This is a genomic window from Fannyhessea sp. (genome assembly GCF_986145555.1).
Genome location: NZ_CFRCNA010000012.1, coordinates 1 through 17,914 on the forward strand (window position 1 = coordinate 1; position 17,914 = coordinate 17,914).

General features: G+C 43.8%; 17 protein-coding genes. 15 read left to right on the top strand and 2 right to left on the bottom strand.

Annotated elements, in window-relative coordinates; translation table 11 throughout:
* The 7 genes from AC5GD6_RS03625 to AC5GD6_RS03655 all read left to right on the top strand — a co-directional run.
* A partial coding sequence (locus AC5GD6_RS03625; RefSeq protein WP_491846259.1) for a transporter substrate-binding domain-containing protein occupies positions 1-823 on the top strand: 823 nt, incomplete at its 5' end.
* Positions 824-884: 61 nt separating this feature from the next.
* Positions 885-1,544, top strand: a complete 660-nt coding sequence (locus tag AC5GD6_RS03630) for an ABC transporter permease subunit (RefSeq protein WP_353585086.1) — start codon at positions 885-887, stop codon at positions 1,542-1,544.
* Positions 1,541-2,404, top strand: a complete 864-nt coding sequence (locus AC5GD6_RS03635; protein WP_353585085.1) for an amino acid ABC transporter permease — start codon at positions 1,541-1,543, stop codon at positions 2,402-2,404. The genes AC5GD6_RS03630 and AC5GD6_RS03635 overlap by 4 nt, the downstream gene beginning before the upstream one ends.
* Before the next feature lie 9 nt (positions 2,405-2,413).
* Positions 2,414-3,196 carry an amino acid ABC transporter ATP-binding protein gene (locus AC5GD6_RS03640; RefSeq protein WP_353585084.1) on the top strand — a complete coding sequence of 261 codons (783 nt, stop codon included), beginning with the start codon at positions 2,414-2,416 and terminating at the stop codon, positions 3,194-3,196.
* Between the two features lie 107 nt (positions 3,197-3,303).
* Entirely contained in the window at positions 3,304-5,910 is a 2,607-nt protein-coding gene (locus AC5GD6_RS03645; protein WP_491846260.1) for an ATP-dependent helicase, read from the top strand.
* 102 nt (positions 5,911-6,012) lie between these two features.
* Entirely contained in the window at positions 6,013-6,714 is a 702-nt protein-coding gene (locus tag AC5GD6_RS03650; RefSeq protein WP_491846261.1) for a 5'-methylthioadenosine/adenosylhomocysteine nucleosidase, read from the top strand.
* 84 nt (positions 6,715-6,798) lie between these two features.
* Positions 6,799-7,284 (top strand): S-ribosylhomocysteine lyase, encoded by a 486-nt coding sequence (locus AC5GD6_RS03655; protein ID WP_311439075.1) that lies wholly within the window; start codon positions 6,799-6,801, stop codon positions 7,282-7,284.
* Between the two features lie 152 nt (positions 7,285-7,436).
* Here the strand turns inward: AC5GD6_RS03655 and AC5GD6_RS03660 are convergent, their stop codons facing one another.
* Entirely contained in the window at positions 7,437-8,306 is an 870-nt protein-coding gene (locus tag AC5GD6_RS03660) for a DegV family protein (RefSeq protein ID WP_420027540.1), read from the bottom strand.
* 261 nt (positions 8,307-8,567) lie between these two features.
* Between AC5GD6_RS03660 and nhaA the strand changes: the two genes are divergently transcribed.
* Entirely contained in the window at positions 8,568-9,935 is a 1,368-nt protein-coding gene (gene nhaA, locus AC5GD6_RS03665) for a Na+/H+ antiporter NhaA (RefSeq protein WP_487317472.1), read from the top strand.
* Positions 9,936-9,977: 42 nt separating this feature from the next.
* On the opposite strand, the gene AC5GD6_RS03670 is transcribed toward nhaA, so the two are convergent.
* Complete coding sequence (locus tag AC5GD6_RS03670) at positions 9,978-10,283, bottom strand: hypothetical protein (protein WP_010241795.1); 306 nt, start codon at positions 10,281-10,283, stop codon at positions 9,978-9,980.
* Between the two features lie 62 nt (positions 10,284-10,345).
* Here AC5GD6_RS03670 and AC5GD6_RS03675 point away from each other — a divergent pair, with 62 nt between their 5' ends.
* From AC5GD6_RS03675 to tmk, 7 genes are all read left to right on the top strand, one after another.
* A complete protein-coding gene (locus AC5GD6_RS03675) occupies positions 10,346-11,641 on the top strand; it encodes an aspartate aminotransferase type Ic (protein WP_048596330.1) in 1,296 nt (431 codons plus the stop codon).
* Between the two features lie 171 nt (positions 11,642-11,812).
* Complete coding sequence (locus AC5GD6_RS03680) at positions 11,813-12,727, top strand: tetratricopeptide repeat protein (RefSeq protein ID WP_464362095.1); 915 nt, start codon at positions 11,813-11,815, stop codon at positions 12,725-12,727.
* A gap of 28 nt (positions 12,728-12,755) precedes the next feature.
* The gene (locus tag AC5GD6_RS03685) at positions 12,756-13,070 is read left to right on the top strand and encodes an STAS domain-containing protein (protein ID WP_276790843.1); all 315 of its coding nucleotides are present in this window, start codon (positions 12,756-12,758) and stop codon (positions 13,068-13,070) included.
* A gap of 14 nt (positions 13,071-13,084) precedes the next feature.
* Entirely contained in the window at positions 13,085-13,858 is a 774-nt protein-coding gene (locus tag AC5GD6_RS03690; RefSeq protein ID WP_491846262.1) for a Sec-independent protein translocase subunit TatA/TatB, read from the top strand.
* Positions 13,849-14,628, top strand: coding sequence for a twin-arginine translocase subunit TatC (tatC, locus tag AC5GD6_RS03695; RefSeq protein WP_006302459.1), 780 nt, complete (start codon positions 13,849-13,851; stop codon positions 14,626-14,628). Before AC5GD6_RS03690 ends, tatC begins: the two co-directional genes overlap by 10 nt.
* A gap of 50 nt (positions 14,629-14,678) precedes the next feature.
* A complete protein-coding gene (locus AC5GD6_RS03700) occupies positions 14,679-17,267 on the top strand; it encodes a DNA topoisomerase I (RefSeq protein WP_491846263.1) in 2,589 nt (862 codons plus the stop codon).
* Positions 17,264-17,899 carry a dTMP kinase gene (tmk, locus tag AC5GD6_RS03705; RefSeq protein WP_491846264.1) on the top strand — a complete coding sequence of 212 codons (636 nt, stop codon included), beginning with the start codon at positions 17,264-17,266 and terminating at the stop codon, positions 17,897-17,899. Before AC5GD6_RS03700 ends, tmk begins: the two co-directional genes overlap by 4 nt.
* Positions 17,900-17,914: the final 15 nt, after the last annotated feature.

Here is a 17,914-nt window from a genome sequence, read left to right on the forward strand (position 1 = left end):
AAAAAAAAAAAAAGCTTTTGCCCCTTTTATTCCACAGGGTCCTGGGCCTCCAAAAGCCGATATTGATAAAAGCACATGGGCAAGCCAGGTGGCAAAAGCACAAAAACTTCGTGTTGGTGGTGTAAAAACCTCTATTCTATTTGCGTCTCTTGACGAAGCTGATGGAAAAATTCGTGGTTTTGATGCAGGTTTGGTTTCATTACTTACGCGCTATGTCTTAGGTGATGAGTCAAAGAGCGATCTTACCTTGGTTACGTCTAATACGCGTGAGTCGGTTCTTCAAAACGAGCAGGTTGACGTTGTATTTGCGACATATTCCATAACGGACGCACGCAAAAAAGCCGTGTCCTTTGCAGGTCCTTATTATTCAACGCAACAAGGGATTATGGTTGCTCAGTCCAACACTACTATTAATGGGTTGTCCGATCTTGCCCAGAAAAACGTTGCTGCGCAGTCGGGTTCTACAGGCCCTACGATTTTAGAGCAGCTTGCGCCCGAGGCAAAGGTTCAAGAGTTTACTACCGACGAAGAGGCTCGAAATGCACTTTCGCAAGGTAGAGTAGACGCCTATGTTATTGATGAAACCATGCAACGTGGTTCAATTGTTAGAAATCCAGGCAAATATAAGCTGGTAGGAGAGTCTTTTGGCCCGGTTGATTATTACGGCATTGGGCTTCCTCTTAACAGCGATGGTGTTGATTTTGTTAACACGTTCCTTAAAAAGGTTGAAGATGCTGGTTTATGGGCAGAACTATGGAAGGTTGCAATTGGCAACCGCACCGAGGCTACTAAAGTGCCTGCTCCGCCTTCAATAGGGGTGTAGGCTCGTAAAGATATGTCTTGTTAAGTTATAGCATCGTACAGTTGTTCATAAGCGAGGAATAATGGGATTTCAAGAATTATGGGCTACGTATGGTTCGATGTATCTAATGGCATGGACAGTTACTATGAAGATGGCACTTATTTCGTATGTAAGTGCCACTCTTCTTGGATGCATTGTTTCGATTATGCGTATAAGCCCTATTTATCCGCTGCGTTTAACAGGGGATACGTACGTACATATATTTCGTAATATACCTGCAATTTCTTTACTTGTTATTGTGGTTTATGCTCTTCCAAATTTAAAGATTATTTTGCCCTATGACGCTTGTGTTATGGTAACGGCAGCACTCATTGGCGCAGCATTTGCTTCAGAAAATATTATGACAGGCATCAATACCATTGCATTAGGCCAAATTGAGGCAGCTCGATCACTTGGCTTTACGTTTATGCAGAGTTTAAAGGCTGTTATTTTGCCCCAAGCGTTGCGTTCGTGCGTGCTTCCTATGACTAATCTTTTGATTGCGCTGATATTAACTACGGCAATTGCTTCTCAGGTGCCGCTCGTTCCGCAGGAGCTTACCGGACTGGTTTCCTACATCAACACGCGCGCCGTAGGTGGAGTTGCTGCATTTGCCATATCTGCCTTTGGCTACGTCTCCGCTTCAATTGTGGTTGCGTATGCAGGAAATAAACTGGACAGGATGGTGAGAATTAAGCGATGAATACTAATTCTTACACATCGGTTCGTGACGCGCTCTTTGAGCAGCCTGGCCCTAAAACAAAACGGTTAGTTTCAATTATCACCTTTGTGTCTTTAATTGTGCTTGCGGCATTTGTAGCAAGTATTGTGTATCGGTTTTACATAACCGGTCAATTGGCACCTCGATTTTGGAATTTCTTTTTGTTACCTACAACGTGGATCTTTTTATTACAAGGTCTTGTTGGTACGCTTTCGATAGCTCTCGTAGCAGGAATTCTTTCTTTAATGCTTGGGCTTGTGCTTATGCTTTGCCGTATAAGTCATAACCGTTTTCTTAAGATTCCAGCACGTATATGTATCGATTTCTTCCGTGGAGTGCCAAGTCTTTTACTCATTTACTTTTGTTTCTTGGTAATTCCGCAATATGGCATTAAGATGCCTTCGTTTTGGATGATTGCGCTACCTGTGGCGTCTGCCGCGGCAGCTGTTTTGGCGGAGGTCTTTCGCTCGGGTGTACATGCTGTTGCAAAAGGTCAAAAGGAAGCAGCGTATGCGCTTGGCTTTACTCGTGCTCAAGTGTTACGAAAGGTTGTTTTGCCACAGGCAATTCGCTACGTTATTCCAGCGCTTATAGCGCAGCTCGTTGTTGTTGTGAAAGACACTACGGTTGCCTATGTTGTAAGTTATCCCGATTTGTTGCAAAACGCACGGGTTCTTATCACCAATTACGATGCGCTTGTTTCGGTGTATTTGATCGTTGCGCTTATCTATATTGCAATTAACTGGTCGCTTAACAACGTTTCTAAGTGGTATACCAAAAAGACAAGTGTGCCGGTGTCAAGCTCAAAAGTTGATTTGTCGGTTGAAATGAGCGAAATTTAGGGAGTCGGTATGGAAGATATAAAACAAGCCGAAGAAATGCCAAAATCTTCTCAGGATATTCCTGTTGTTGAGTTTAAATCGGTGAATAAATATTTTGGTAAATTACATGTATTAAAAGACATAAACCTCTCTATTAAAGCAGGTGAAGTGGTTGTAATTATTGGCCCTTCTGGTTCGGGAAAGTCTACCTTATGTAGAACAATTAATCGTCTTGAAACCATTGATTCGGGCTCGATACTGCTTGATGGCGAACCTTTACCTCAAGAGGGAAAAGAACTTGCAGCAATGAGAAGCCGTATTGGCATGGTTTTTCAGTCGTTTAACTTGTTTGCACATAAAAGTATCCTCGATAACGTGTGCATGGCGCCAATTGCCGTTCTTAAACGGCCAAAAGACGAGGTACAGGATGAAGCTCTCAAGCTTTTGAAGCGCGTAGGTGTAGAAGCACAGGCGCATAAAGTTCCCGCCCAGCTTTCTGGCGGCCAGCAGCAGCGCGTGGCGATTGCTCGCTCGCTTGCAATGCACCCCGAAGTTATGCTGTTTGATGAGCCTACCAGCGCACTTGACCCCGAAATGATTAATGAAGTACTTGATGTTATGGTTTCGTTGGCAAAAGAGGGCATGACCATGGTTGTTGTAACCCACGAGATGAATTTTGCTGCCCGTGTTGCCGATCGAATTGTGTTTATGGCTGATGGACAAATTTTGGAGGAAGCTTCTCCACAAGAATTCTTTGCCCAGCCAAAAACCCAGCGTGCGCAGGACTTTTTGGACTCTATTACCAATCACTAAGCATACAATTCCAATTAATGTCGCGCCATGCGTGTAAACTAAAAAAGAAATAGGTAGTGTAGTGGCTGCATATTTTGTGCGGCCACCATTTGATTTTGGAGATGTGCATGGCGTTAGTTGCTCAAGATACATTGTTTTCCCCACAAGATTTTAATGCTGATATGTCCCATAGTCATCAAAGTGGTGAAAGTGACGCTTTGCCGCACGCGCGGCAAAGAAGGGTAGATATAGATTCTCTTAATCCGCAACAAAAACAGGCTGTATTGTGCACGCAAGGTCCTCTTTTGGTGCTTGCAGGAGCAGGTTCGGGTAAAACGCGTGTTTTAACGTATCGTATTGCATATCTTATTGAGGAACAAGGGGTTAGTCCTTGGTCTATTCTTGCAATTACCTTTACCAATAAGGCTGCAAAAGAAATGCGTGAGCGTATAGAAACGCTGCTTCCCGGCAGAACGCAGGGTATGTGGGTGAGTACCTTTCACGCCATGTGTGTAAGAATTTTGCGCACGCATGCTGAACGCTTGGGGTATTCAAAAAATTTCACCATTTATGATACCGATGATACCAAACGCCTCATTAAGCATATTATGGGTGATTTAAATCTTGATCCCAAAAAATATGTGCCCAATGCCATTCGTGAACGCATTTCTCAGGCAAAAAACGCTGCTCAGACGCCTCAAGATATGGAGGAGACTGCTGGCGGATCTGCACTGCTTGAAACCGCTGCAGAAGTTTATCGTATATTTGAGCAGCGCCTGCGCACGGCAAATGCAATGGATTTTGACGACTTATTAGTCAAAACGTACGAGTTGTTTTCTAAAAACCCTGATGTTTTGGAATACTATCAAAATATTTTTAAATATATCAGTGTTGATGAGTACCAAGACACCAATGCTGTTCAATATGCACTTACCAATTTGTTGGCACGCAAATATCAAAATTTAATGGTTGTAGGTGATGACGACCAATCTATTTATTCCTGGCGTGGAGCCGATATTACTAATATCTTGTCGTTTAGAAAAGACTATCCGCAAGCTCATGTGGTAAAGCTCGAGCAAAACTATCGATCAACAGGCCATATCTTGCATGCTGCTAACGCGGTAGTCAAGCATAATTCAAGACGCGAAGCAAAAGAGCTGTTTACCAAAGCAGGCGATGGTCAAAAGGTTGAGGTGTTTCAGGCTTCTGATGAGCGCGATGAGGGTCGCTGGATTGGTGCTGAAATTGAGAAGCTCCATGACAGTGGGTGCGCGTATAGCGATATAGCAGTGTTTTATCGTATGAACGCGCAATCTCGTATTTTAGAAGATATGTTTTTACGTGCAGGCGTGCCATATAAAATTGTGGGTGGTACGCGATTCTTTGACCGCGCAGAAATCAGAGATGTGCTTGCATATCTTAAAGTTGTGGTTAATCCCTTTGATGATGTGAGTGTTTTGCGCATTATCAATACACCGCGCAGAGGTATTGGTACAACATCTATTGATAAAATACAGACGTATGCCAATAATCGAAATATCTCGTTTTTTGAGGCGGTTTGTGCTTGTTGCGATGAAAAAGATCTTCTTAATGCACGTTTGCGCACCAAACTTTCTGAGTTTGTAGCGTGTATTCAAAAAGCTCAAACTATGCACGGCGATTTGTCGAAAGTTGTTTCGGCAATTTTGGACGAAACACATCTTGTTGAGGCACTTAAAAGCGAGGGCAGTGTTGAGGCCGAATCTCGAATCGAAAACATTCAAGAGTTTTTAAGCGTTGCTGCAGAATTTGAAGCATCGCACGACAATATGGAAGAAACTTTGATGAGCCTGCAAGACCTTGCCGAAGCAGGTTTAATTGATAGTCAACAGTTAGATGAGTTGGGTGTGCCCACTTTGGATTCTCAAACGCCGTCTGCTGTAAACGCGCGCCCATCTGCACAGGTAAAAGACATTATAGCCGTCAATCAGCAAGGCAACTCACAAACACTTGACACGGTTCAAGCGGCTGCTGTTGAGCATACAGCCGATCAGGGCGCAGTTGATGCTAATTTAGCTGCATTTATCGAATGGCTTGCACTACGTTCAGATCTTGATACACTTTCTGGCCAAACAAGTGCAATTACTATGATGACGGTACACGCCGCTAAAGGTTTGGAATTTCCTGTGGTATTTGTTGCAGGTATGGAAGACGGCATTTTCCCTCATGTAGCATTTGATAGAAGCGAATCATTAATCGAAGAAGAGCGCCGCCTTGCTTATGTTGCCATCACACGCGCTCGTAAACGCTTGTTCTTAAGCTATGCAAGCGTAAGACATATGTTTGGCAGTACGCAAACTAACCCCAGAAGTCGCTTCTTAAACGAGATCCCCGAAGAAGACATACATGCAACAGGCGTTGGTTCTTCGGGCTTCACAGGCGTTGGTTGGGAAAAGCGTGGAGATCGGCACGGAACGTTTGGATCGGGTAGAGGTCAAGATGTCTATGGCGGACACGTTTTTGGTTCGTATACACGCTCTACGGGAACAAGTACGCAGTCTCAGGCTAGTGGTATACAAAAAGATAGTACGCATGCGCTTACGTCCTTTAAGCGCGGCGACCGTGTTTCTCACAAAACGTTTGGCATAGGTGTTGTAAGAAGCGAAACACGCGATACCGTAGAGGTGTTTTTTGAAAAGACGGGTAAAACCAAGAAGCTCATGAAAGGTTTTGCGCCTTTAGTTAAACTCGATTAAACGCGTGCCGCCTTAAAACGGGCAGTGTAGCGTTTCTGTAAATGTACTATTTTCTGTAAAGCAAACTTAAACACGTTCCACGTATTTTGCGAAAGAGGTTATATGATTCAGACGTATGGCATTATCGGTGCTATGAAAGTTGAAACCGAACTTTTGGTAGAACATATGCAGCAGACGCGCCACACACGTTTTGCGTCTATGGACTTTTTTGAAGGCGTGTTATGCGGCAAGCGCGTTGTGGTGGTTCAAAGTGGCATCGGCAAAGTAAACGCAGGTATTTGTGCCCAGATCTTGTGTAATATCTATCATGTGGACGCAATCATTAACACCGGCATTGCTGGTGCTTTGGATTTGCGCTTAACGGTTGGTGATGTTGTGGTTTCAACGGAGGTAGTGAACCACGATTTTGATGTAAGCAACTTGTCGTACCCCCTAGGACAAATTCCTGGTATGGATACGCTTGCCTTTAAGGCGTCTTATGAGCTTATAGACGCTGCAGATAAAGCCATAAGTTCTGCTCGTCCAGATATACATTCTTACATGGGGCGCATTGCGTCAGGAGATCAGTTTGTGCATACGCGCGCCCGAAAAACCGAGATTGTGCAAGAGTTTGGCGCGCTTTGTTGCGAAATGGAAGGTGCTGCAATTGGGCAGGTTTGCCATCTGAATCATATTCCCTTTGTTGTTATGCGCACCATTTCTGATAATGCTGATGAAGAATCGGGAGTTGATTATCCTCAGTTTGAAAAACAAACAGCGCATGATAACGCACGGATTATCGAGCACATGCTTGTAACGCTGTAAGGTAGTGCCGTCAGTTATACAAGTTATGCTATATACAGTTTATGCGTGGCTTATGTTTTACGTAATGCAAATGAGGTGAGTTTGATGGAAAAGATTGCAAGTTTTACCGTTAATCACGAGCTTTTAGAGCCTGGTGTGTATGTGTCACGACGCGATACATATCCAAACACTTCGTATGAGGTAACTACCTTTGATATTCGCATGTGCGCGCCAAATCGCGAGCCTGTTATTGATACGGCGGCTTTGCACGCGCTGGAACATATGGGAGCCACGTATCTGCGCAATAACAAAGCATGGGCGTCGCGTGTTTTATATTTTGGCCCTATGGGCTGCAGAACAGGTTTTTACCTTTTATTGTTTGGCTCATATCAAACTCAAGATGTTATTGACCTGTTACGTGAGTTGTTTTCAAGCATGGCTACACATGAGGGTACAGTTCCAGGAGCTTTACCCAAAGAATGTGGTAACTGGCATGATAGTGATTTGCCTATGGCAAAATGGTGGGCAAAGCGTTTTCTTGAACAAACGTTGCTTCACATAGATAACGCGCACATGAATTATCCTGCGTAAGCATCTGAGAATCTACATCATTCATATAAGACGAAGCTTAATAAAAATACCCTCAAACGCTACATTTGAGGGTAAAAATTTAATCTTTGCTGTATGAGTGGTATGAGAGGCAAAAATCAGTTGTTCTACGCCTCTGATTTACGTGCAGTCTTTTAGTTATCGAGCACTTTTTGAATGCCCAAGCCAATTAAATCGGGACCGGTATGAACAAGCAGCTCAGGGGTTATATCTGCATGTTCAATACCTGCTAAATCTTTAATATCGGCACGCAACCGCTTATTAAAGTGCTCAAAAAGTTCTCTGTTTTTCTCGGTTGTACAAATTGCTATACGAACCTTACCCCAGCGGTCTGCGTGATCTTCTACCAGCGCAGCAAGCGTATCGAGTGCTTTATCCCATCCGCGCGCCTTTTTCTTGATGGCATATGCGCCGCTCTCGTCGCAGGTAAGAATCGGCTTGATGTTTAATACCTTGCTGATGTTATAAATTGCAGCATTGATTCGTCCGCCTTTATAGACATAATCAAGTGTTTTGGCACAGAAAAATACACGTGAATGATCTATGTACGCTTCAATTTTTTCTTCAAGCGCTTCAAATGGTGTTCCTTGCTCGATGAGTTCTACTGCGCGCTCTACTACCATGCCCGATACCATACCTACGAGGCGAGTATCAATAACAAGCGTTGGAAAATCACTCATTTGATCGGCAACCATACGCATAGTTTCATAGGTTGCAGAAAGTTTGCTTGCAATCGTAAAAATTACTGCTTTGGTATAACCTGCTTCGCGTGCGCTCACAAGAGCTCTGTGTATTCTATCGGGAGAGGGTAGAGATGTGGTAGGAATTTCTTTATCTAAGCGCGCAAGAATTTCTGATGAAGAAATATCCACGCAGCTCTCATAAGTTGAACCGTCTGAATAGGTAATGCGCTGTGGCACCACAAAAATGTCGTGCGCACGCACGAACGACTCGGCAACGTCAGAGCCAGAATCTACTATACATGCAATATGTTGATTATTCATGCATCCTCCAGTTGAGGCTAAATTATCTTTATGGGTATTTTCTCATGAATTTGATACTTTTCTACCAAATTGCACGGTAATTCAATAACTATAAGTATACTATGTAAATAAAAAACAAACCTATCACATAAATTCTATGTTTTAACCTTGGCATGTATCAAATTTAAGGCTGTAACGTCAACTGTTTGATAGTATATATGCATACACTGTCGGGTATTTATACGTTACCTCAATATAAAAGTTTAGGAGTAAGTGCACATTATGAAACAGCGTATATTCACCACTATTAAAGAGCCTTCGGTTATTGCACGCGTTATCAAGCGCACGCCGTTCGAGACTCTCAGCTCAGACGGTACCCTTGCTGCGGCCGTTATGGTTGCAGCTGCTCTGTGTGCAGTTATTGTTGCCAATACCCCGTTATATACCAGCGTTCATCATGCGTTTACTCAAAGCTTGGGAATTTGGATTGCCAATTTTTATGTGTCCATGACATTTGAAGCTTTCATTAACGACTTTTTAATGGCTATTTTCTTTTTACTTGTTGGTATCGAACTAAAATACGAAATGGTCGTAGGACAGCTTAGACGGCCTCGTCAAGCTCTTTTACCTATGCTTGCAGCTGTTGGGGGAGTGTGTGTACCAGCGCTTATCTATACAGCGTTTAACTGGGGAAAAAGCGTCCATGGTTGGGCAATTCCTATTGCTACCGATATTGCATTTGCCCTTGGTGTTATGTCGCTTTTGGGTAAGCGCGTGGCTCCTCAGACTAAAGTCTTTTTCCAAACACTTGCTATTGCTGATGACTTATTGGCAATTGTGGTGCTTGCTTTGTTCTATGGGCAAAGTTTAGACGTGGTTTGGTGCGCGGCTACCCTAGGAGTTATTCTTTGTTTGGCGCTTCTTTCTCGTGCAAAAATATTTTCTGCAAAGCCATATCTTATAGTGGGTTTTGTTCTATGGATCTGTATGTATAATTCCGGCGTTCACCCTACGCTTGCAGGTGTAATTTTGGCATTTTTCTTACCAGTTAAAAGCGATATCCGTCTTTCACACCTGCATAGTTGGCTTAGCCATCAAACAAATATGCTTGATGAGCATCTTGATACGGATGTGCATATTTTAGGACAGCACGACGTAAGCTATGATGCTCAGCGCATTGAACGCATTATGCACCATGTAACACCTCCACTTGAGCGTGTTGAAGGTTATATTTCTGTTTTAGTTAACTTTGTAATTTTGCCGATATTTGCATTTACGAATGCCCAGATTTGTTTAACGGGAACCGATTTTTCTACGCTTGCAAGCGACCCTGTTGTTCAAGGTGTATTCTTAGGAGCAACGCTTGGAAAACCAATAGGTATTATATCGGTTACGTTTGTACTGGTTAAAATTGGTTTTGCTAAGCTGCCTAAGCATGTTGACTGGATTCAGATTATTGCAGTTGGTATCATGGGAGCTCTTGGCTTTACGATGTCAATTTTGATTTCTGGTTTGGCATTTGATGTACCGCAAGAAATTATGGCGGCTAAATTTGCCATCCTGATGGGTTCATGTGTTGCAAGCGTTGTGGGCATTTTGTTTGTGTTTGTTGCGCAGGCAATAAAGGCAGACGCACGCGCGAAAGCTTAGTGAAAATTATTTGAGATTTTTTTATTGTCTATGGGTTGCGTTTTATTCAACGCACCCATAGACATAGCCCCAACCATGAGCAGTAATAATTGAATTTAAGTGGTCGCATAATACGCTGCGTTTATACGAGCCTCCAGGGAGCAGTTTAATAACTTCGCATAAGTCATCGCTTAAATCATCAATTTCTGCACGCATTTCAACATCAATTTTAGTCACAGAGCCAGAAGGCTTGTGCGCATATAATGCATCTACAAGCTTTTGTAGCTCACCATATTCGGCGGCACGCGCGCTGCCGCGCCTGTAAACTGCAGGATTGCAGCTATGTTGTGGAACGGTAATCTTTTTCATGAGTTCATGGTAACAAGCAAAAGGGGTTATACTTAAAAAAATGACCTGAAGGGATAAAAACCATGACTTGTACATATGAAACTATGACTTCAGACGAGCTCAAAAGCGAGATTTCTGCGCTTTCGTTACAGCTTCAGCAGTATAGGGCAATGAATCTTTCGCTTGATATGTCACGAGGAAAACCGTCATGCGCGCAAATAGAACTCTCTCGTCCGCTGCTTGATGTGGTTAACTCACAAACTCCCTTGGTAGACGGTGATGCGATCGTTGATAATTACGGCTCGCCCGATGGTCTGCCGTCGACAAGAAATTTAGTGAGCAAATTGTTAGATGTTCCGCAGAAAAATGTTATTGTGTCGGGATCATCGAGCTTAAATCTTATGCACGATTTGATTGTCTATGCATTTACCCACGGTATAAGCGGTCAAGAACCTTTTTATAAGCAGGGGAAAATTACGTGGCTTTGTCCTGCTCCAGGTTACGATAGGCATTTTAACATTACCGAAAAGCTTGGCTTTATCAATAAAGTTATTCCTATGAATGACGCAGGTCCCGATGTTGCCATGATTCGCGAACTTGTTGAACACGATCCGTCTGTAAAAGGTATATGGTGCAATCCTAAGTATTCTAATCCAACGGGTGTAACCTATTCTGACGAAGTGGTACGTAGTTTAGCGCAGCTTAAGCCTGCCGCGCCGGATTTTCGTATCTACTGGGATAATGCGTATGCGTTTCATTGCTTTAAGCAGCCCGATGTTAAACTTCTTAACATTTTTGATGCGCTTCGCGAGGCACACGCGCAAAATCTGGTGTATGAGTTTGGTTCGTTTGCAAAAATCACTTTTCCAAGTTCTGCTATTGCATATGTATGTGCATCTGATGAGGATATTGCAACTATTCATGATGCATTTATGGAAGAGCGTGTAAGCTCCGAAAAATTAAGCCAGCTTGCTCATGCACTCTACTTTAAGACGCCCCAGGATGTGTATGAGCATATGCAAAAGCACGCAAACATTATTGCACCAAGATTTGCCCTTGTAGAAGAAAAACTTTCTGCTCATCTAGGAAATCTCGGCATTGCTACGTGGTCTCATCCGCGTGGTGGCTATTTTGTTTCGCTAGATGTTATGCATGGGTGCGCAAAAAAGATCGTGTCATGTATGAAAGAGCTTGGCGTTACGCTTACTACCTGCGGTGCAACGTACCCTTATGGTAAAGATCCTCTTGATAGCAACATTCGTCTTGCGCCAACGTATCCTGCGCTTAAAGATTTAAGCTGTGCACTGGATATCTTATGTGTGGTAACAAAATTTGTATGTGCTCAACACATCCAAGAAGAGAAAAGTTGCATTTCTTAGTTTAAGTTTAATTAAGGATGGATAAGTTTGTCTCACATACAAAGAAACTATGAGTTATAGTCATATGTGTATGTCTGCTTGACGTATACGTCTTGACAGTGCATTCTATACATTTAATTTACGTGATACACAAATGCATGATTGCTTGTATTTTGTACGAAAGGTTTTGTTATGTTGCATATGAGCGGAGCTACGCATAAACGAGCGGCTGGTATGAAGTCAGCAGCATCGCGCAAGCGCCAACAGCAGGCTCAAAAGTTGCAGGAAGAGCGGGACAAAAATCGCGCGAAAAGTCCCGAGCAACAAGCAAAAGATCGCAAGAAGAAATGGTTTGAGGCAGGCGTTGTTGTTTTTGGTGTGCTTATGGCATTGGGCATGATGTTGCCATCATTGGCGCCTATTTTTTCGCATCAAGCACAGCAACAATCGCAAAAAGACGCTCAAGATAAAGCAAAAAGTGCTCAAGAACATGATGGAAATACGGATAAAAGCACATCTGGCGAATCACAGGATGCTTCCACCGATGTCAAAGACGAGTTTAGTGTGCTTATTGATAAATATGAAGCTCGCCTGAAAAAAGATGACCACGATTTAGCGGCTTTACTTAATTTGGGTAATGCCTATTATTCCCGCGGACAACTGGCGTTTAATAAGGCTAAGACAACACAGGATAAGCAGGCTGCGGCTTCATCTTTTGTCAAAGCGCAATCGTATTTTGATTCTTATCTTGCACTTAAAGACTCTAAGGCAGTTCGAGTAAGCAAGGCAATGTGCACCTTCTATCAGGGCGACGCCGGATCTGCTCTTAAACAGATTCAAAGCGTGCTCGACCAAGGAGATTATGCACCCGCGTGGGCAAATTTGGGAATTATCTATGAATTACAAGGCAATAAGTCCGAAGCAAAATCTTCGTTCCAAAAGGCTAAAGATGCTGATCCGCATAATGATTATGGAATTGCTACATTGGCAAGTACACATCTTATGCGTTTGAAACAAGAAGAAATTGTGGCTCAGCAACAAGAACAAGAGTCTGCTGAATCTAGTGATAATCAAGATCTTGCCGATAAACTAAACTCTAACCAATAGGCAAAATCTACGCAGATAAGGGGTGAACATGTCACTTTCTATTACATATAAACATGAACACACGCAAGGTATGGTAAGCGTTTCTGGTGAAGTTGACGTATCGTGTGCCGATGAATTGCGTACAAAACTGCAAGATGCGCTTTCCGATAACATTAAACAGCTCATTATAGATATAGAGCATATGAGCTACATTGATTCAACCGGTATTGGTGTATTGGTTGGCATGGCTCATCAAGCAACAACATGTGGTGTAAGTACGCAGGTTGTACATCCACAGCGTAATGTGCTTCGTATACTTTCTATGCTTGGCGTATGTGAAGAGCTAGGCATTTCTCAATCATAAGCAAGGAGGCTTTTGTGTTTGGAATTAGCGAAACAGAGCTTGCCCTTATTGCGTTATTCGGATTTTTGCTGTTTGGGCCCGATAAACTTCCAGGTATGGGAAGAACTATCGGTCGTGTGCTTAAACAGTTTAGACAAGCGCAGGAAGACTTTAATGAAGTTGTCCAAACTGAAGTTATAAATCCTATGAACGATGCTGTTAACGGTACTGCAAACGATGATGCGGCTCAAAAGAAAGCGCAAGGTTTGCATGATGCACTCTCCGATGACGCTGATATTGCAGATGACGCGGATGAAGCATCTTCGGAGCCTGTTGTGCGAAAAGAATCGTTTGCCGAGCGTCGTGCACGTTTGGAAAAAGAAAAACAGGAACGCGAAAAGCGCGCACAGGAAAAGCTCGAACGCGCACAGCACGAACAACTCGACACACTTTCAAACACACAGACCGAGCAAAAAAAGCCTGCTCAAAGCGGTGCTCAGTCCTCAAAATCCGAGGATAACCAAGTTGAAGAAGAAAGTGGTTCCTGCGATACAGCACAAGTTGTAGCTGCAGAAAAAGCTGGTGAGCAATCAGCTGTAGATGCGTCAGCTGCGCCTAACCCTTTAAGCGCACAGGCGCTTTATGCACTTAAACCAAAACAAACGCTTACGCAAACTGCAGACGCGCGCGATCATTATGAACCTGAGCTTGCGCCAGATGCTAACCATGGTGCTTGTGAAAAACCTGAGTCTACATCCGCACCTGCATGTGAAGACACAACACAGAAGGAGGAACCCTCATGCCAGTAGGTCCTGCTCGTATGCCCTTACTTGATCATTTGGGCGAACTCCGTAGACGTCTTACCATTATCGTAGTATCTGTTGTGGTAACCGCTCTTATTGTGTATGCTGCAACGCCTGTGCTTATAGACTTTCTTATGGACCCTATCCGTGCTTCTTTGCCCGAAGGTTCTCATTTGATGGTGCTTACGGTGCTTGGTGGCTTTACGATTCGTTTTAAGGTGGCTATTTTCTTTGGCATTATTATTGCAGCGCCTATTATTATTTGGGAGATGCTTGGATTTTGTCTACCTGCGCTTAAGCCAAATGAGCAAAAATGGGTTATTCCTACGGTTGCTGCTATGGTGTTTTTGTTTTTGTTTGGTATGGCGTTTTGCTACATTGTTATACAACAGGCAGCTATCGGTTGGATGATTGACCAAATTACCGACTTTGCAACTGTTGCGCCCGATGCCGAAGACTATCTTAATATTATTATGCTTTTGGAGATTGGCTTTGGATTTGCATTTCAGTTGCCACTCGTAATTTTTTACCTGTCAATTTTCCACCTGGTTCCCTATAAAGTTTTCAGGCAACAATGGCGTATTATTTACGTTGGGCTGCTTATTATTTCTAGCGTTGTTACGCCTGACGCATCCCCAGTTACTATGATTTTGATGTTTGCTGCATTAGTTGCTCTCTACGAGATTGCTTTAACGATTGCACGCTATGTTCTTATCGCGCGTCATGGTAAAGCATCGCTTTCGTGGACACGCGAAGAATACAGTGAACATCTCTAGCACATCTAGCAGGAATACTCTGATACCAATACTGAGTATGAGGAGGCATTTTGAAACTTATCGTTACCGAGAAAAATGACGCTGCACAACAGATAGCACGCTTGTTGTCAAAGGCGGGCAAGCCGGTTGTAGATAAAGTTTACGATACACCTGTTTATCGTTTTAAGTATGACGGTACCGATTGCGTGACCATTGGACTTCGTGGCCACATCATGGCTCCCGATTTTCCTCACGAATTACACTATAAAAAATCAACGGGATGGTATGCGCTTACCGAGGAAGGTGAGATTCTTTCTGCTCATCTGCCAAAAGAGTTGGCGTGCCCTCCGTTTGAATCTAAACGCAAACCCTACTTAAGCGACGGTATTGATATTAAGGGCTGGAAAGTTCCTAGTTTGCCGTATTTGATATGGTCACCCATAGAAAAGCTTCCTGCTGAAAAGGGTATTATCCGTGCGCTTAAAAACTTGGCAAAAAAAGCAGATACCATCATTATTGCAACAGACTTTGACCGCGAAGGTGAGCTTATTGGATCTGATGCGCTCCGCCAGATGCAGCAAGTTGCTGTGGACGTGCCGGTTTTTCGTGCGCGCTATTCTGCTTTTACTCAGGCCGAAATTGACCATGCGTTTGAGCATTTGGTTAAGCTCGATCAAAACCTAGCGGATGCAGGCGAAAGCCGTCAGTATATTGACCTTATTTGGGGTGCTGTTCTTACGCGTTATCTTACGATGGCAAAATTCAGTGGATTGGGTAACGTTCGCTCGGCTGGTCGCGTGCAAACGCCTACGCTTGCATTGGTGGTAGAAAAAGAGCGCGAGCGCAACGCCTTTATCCCCGAAGACTATTGGGTTGTTTCGGGCATGTTGTCTGTAACGCCTGACGCAAGCGCAGACGAAAAATTTAAGACAACGCATGCCATAGCTCGTTTTAAGGACAAAGAACAGGCAACTGCAGCGTTTAATCGGGTGCGTAGCGCGCGTTCGGCAATTGTTGAGGAAATCGAAGAAAAATCGCGCACAACGCGGCCTCCAGCGCCTTTTAATACCACGTCTTTACAAGCGGCAGCCGCCGCCGAGGGCATAACTCCAGCGCGTACGATGCGTCTTGCTGAGTCGTTGTATATGGAAGGTTTGATTTCGTATCCGCGTGTAGACAACACGGTATACCCCTCGTCGCTTAATCTTCGCGCATGCGTTAAAAATCTAGCGCAAGTACCTCAGTATCGCCCGTATTGTAACGAGCTGTTATCGCAAGAAAAGCTTACGCCAACACGAGGAAAGCAACAAACTACCGACCATCCTCCCATTTATCCAACCGCTGCTGCTGATCCTACAAAATTAGATGCCGCAGCGTGGAAACTTTACAACTTAATTGCACGGCGCTTTCTGGCCACGCTTTCTGCGCCTTCGGTAGCACAAAATACCAAACTTAAGCTTAATATTGCCGATGAGCCCTTTGTTTCTTCGGGAACCGTTATTACCACTCTTGGATTTAGAGCAATATATCCCTATGGACTTCATAAAGACGAGCAATTACCTGCAGTTTCGCAAGGCGATGTTTTGTCGGTTCATGATATGAATATGGATGCCAAGCAAACAGAACCTCCTGCGCGTTACAGCCAAGGTCGTCTTATTCAGGAAATGGAAAAGCACGGCTTGGGTACTAAGTCTACGCGTGCTTCCATTATTCAGCGCTTGTATGACGTTAAATATCTCAAAGGCGATCCTGTTGAAGCAAGTCAGCTTGGTTGTGCGGTTATTGATGCGCTTACTCAATACGCGCCACATATTACCAGCTCAAATATGACTTCTGAACTTGAAGAAGACATGACGAGCGTTGCAGAAGGAGCCTCAACGCAAGAACACGTTGTTGATCACTCGCGCGCTTTGTTGGCGTCTGTTATGGGAACGCTGATTGATCATGTTCAAGATTTAGGCGAAGCAATATCTGACGCAGTTACAGCCGATGCTAAGGTTGGAGTTTGTCCAGAGTGCGGTAAAGACCTTGTGATGAAAAGCTCTGCAAAGACGCGCTCAAATTTTGTTGGCTGTGTTGGATGGCCCGATTGCAACGTAACCTATCCTGTGCCTACTGGGCGCATTGAAGCGCTTGAAGGCGAAAAGAGCAGGTGTGAAACGTGCAAAGCACCTCGTGTAAAAGTTCATCCCTTTAGACAGCGTGCGTTTGAAATTTGCATTAATCCTGCATGTCCGAGCAATCTAGAGCCCGATATAGTTGTTGGCGTTTGCCAAACGTGTGCACAAACAGGTAAAGATTACAAGCTTATTGCGCATAAAAGCGAAAAAACAGCCAAGCGTTTTATTCGTTGCGAAAATTATGATGAATGTCAGACAAGCTATCCTTTGCCTCAACGCGGTGCGCTCACAGCTACACAACAGACGTGTCCCGAATGTGGCGCTCCGATTGTAGAAGTGCAAACGCAGCGCGGACCTTGGAAGATTTGCGTGAATATGAATTGTCCACTTAAGAAAAATGCTGCAGCAAAGAAAACGTCTTCACGTAAAGCATCTTCGCGTAAGACGTCTGCACGTAAAAAGACAACTACCAAGCGCACGACAAGCACTGCTCGCAAAAAAACATCTTCTGCACGCTCAACTCAAAAGAGCTCATCATGAGTACATCAGGTTTATTTATAACGCTTGAAGGCGTGGATGGTTGTGGTAAGTCTACGCAAATTCAGCTTCTAAGATCGTGTTTTGAGCAGGCTTCTTGTAAGGTATTATGTTTGCGCGAACCTGGTGGCACGTCTATTTCTGAGGCAATACGAGCTCTTGTGTTAGACCCTGCGCATACGTCTATGTCTTCTGAGTGCGAACTGCTTTTGTATGAAGCTGCACGCGCGCAGCTTGTTCATGAGGTTATTAAGCCTGCTTTAGCGCAAGGTTGTATAGTTTTATGTGATAGATATTTTGATTCAACTTATGCATATCAATATGGTGGTCGCAAGCTGGCAGAAGATATGGTACTTCGGGCAAATGACCTTGGTTCGTGTGGCATTGTTCCGCATAAAACATATGTGCTTGACGTAGATGTTGCTTGTGCATATGCGCGTGCTACTAAAACGAGTGTTGACAGGCTTGAGCAGGAAGGGCTTACCTTCCAACAAGACGTTCAAAAAGCGTATAAAAAGCTTGCTTGTCTTCAACCACAACGAGTTACGCTCATTTCGGGGGAGGGAACACCGCAAGAGGTGTTCTCAAGGCTTTATGCTGATATACGCAAAACTTTTCCTCAGCTGTCCCTTTAGTTTTGCCACTCTTTC

Coding starts and splice junctions, on each gene's coding strand:
- AC5GD6_RS03685 (WP_276790843.1), top strand. CDS start 12,756: ATGTCACTTTCTATTACATATAAACATGAACACACGCAAGGTATGGTA.
- AC5GD6_RS03630 (WP_353585086.1), top strand. CDS start 885: ATGGGATTTCAAGAATTATGGGCTACGTATGGTTCGATGTATCTAATG.
- tmk (WP_491846264.1), top strand. CDS start 17,264: ATGAGTACATCAGGTTTATTTATAACGCTTGAAGGCGTGGATGGTTGT.
- AC5GD6_RS03655 (WP_311439075.1), top strand. CDS start 6,799: ATGGAAAAGATTGCAAGTTTTACCGTTAATCACGAGCTTTTAGAGCCT.
- AC5GD6_RS03635 (WP_353585085.1), top strand. CDS start 1,541: ATGAATACTAATTCTTACACATCGGTTCGTGACGCGCTCTTTGAGCAG.
- AC5GD6_RS03675 (WP_048596330.1), top strand. CDS start 10,346: ATGACTTGTACATATGAAACTATGACTTCAGACGAGCTCAAAAGCGAG.
- AC5GD6_RS03650 (WP_491846261.1), top strand. CDS start 6,013: ATGATTCAGACGTATGGCATTATCGGTGCTATGAAAGTTGAAACCGAA.
- AC5GD6_RS03670 (WP_010241795.1), bottom strand. CDS start 10,283: ATGAAAAAGATTACCGTTCCACAACATAGCTGCAATCCTGCAGTTTAC.
- tatC (WP_006302459.1), top strand. CDS start 13,849: ATGCCAGTAGGTCCTGCTCGTATGCCCTTACTTGATCATTTGGGCGAA.
- nhaA (WP_487317472.1), top strand. CDS start 8,568: ATGAAACAGCGTATATTCACCACTATTAAAGAGCCTTCGGTTATTGCA.
- AC5GD6_RS03645 (WP_491846260.1), top strand. CDS start 3,304: ATGGCGTTAGTTGCTCAAGATACATTGTTTTCCCCACAAGATTTTAAT.
- AC5GD6_RS03680 (WP_464362095.1), top strand. CDS start 11,813: ATGTTGCATATGAGCGGAGCTACGCATAAACGAGCGGCTGGTATGAAG.
- AC5GD6_RS03640 (WP_353585084.1), top strand. CDS start 2,414: ATGGAAGATATAAAACAAGCCGAAGAAATGCCAAAATCTTCTCAGGAT.
- AC5GD6_RS03660 (WP_420027540.1), bottom strand. CDS start 8,306: ATGAATAATCAACATATTGCATGTATAGTAGATTCTGGCTCTGACGTT.